Raw genomic sequence first — 632 nt, forward strand, 5'->3', positions numbered from 1 at the left:
GGCCGCAAGTGGTTCATCACGAACGCCGCGCATCCGAACTGCAAGATCTTCATCGTGATGGGCAAGACCGATCCCGAGGCCGCGTCGCACCAGCAGCAGAGCATGATCCTCGTGCCGCGCGACACGCCGGGCGTGACGATCGTGCGCAACATCACGGTGGTCAATCACTACGCGCCGGAAGGGCACTGCGAGATCACGTTCGACAACGTGCGAGTGCCGGCGCGCAACCTGCTTGGCGAGGAAGGCAGCGGCTTCGCGCTCGCGCAGGCGCGCCTCGGGCCTGGCCGGATCCATCACTGCATGCGCTCGATCGGGGCGGCGGAGTTGGCGCTGGAACTGATGATCGACCGCGCGCAATCGCGCGTCGCGTTCGGCAAGCCGCTGAACAAGCACGGCACGGTCGGCGAATGGATCGCGCGCTCGCGCATCGAGATCGATCAGGCGCGCCTGCTCGTGCTGAAGACTGCGTGGATGATCGACAAGGTCGGCGCGAAGGCCGCGCGCAAGGAAATCTCGATGATCAAGGCGCTCGTGCCGACTGTGCATACGGCCGTGTGCGATCGCGCGATGCAGGTGTTCGGCGCGATGGGAATCAGCCCCGACACCCCGCTCGCCGACAGCTGGACCTTGGG

At 66.3% G+C, this 632-nt stretch carries 1 protein-coding gene; it reads left to right on the forward strand.

The features are described 5' to 3' along the window. A partial coding sequence (locus DIE06_RS37950; RefSeq protein WP_185733590.1) for an acyl-CoA dehydrogenase family protein occupies nucleotides 1-632 on the forward strand: 632 nt, incomplete at both ends.

This window comes from Burkholderia sp. Bp8998, from assembly GCF_003854235.1.
Taxonomy (GTDB): domain Bacteria; phylum Pseudomonadota; class Gammaproteobacteria; order Burkholderiales; family Burkholderiaceae; genus Burkholderia.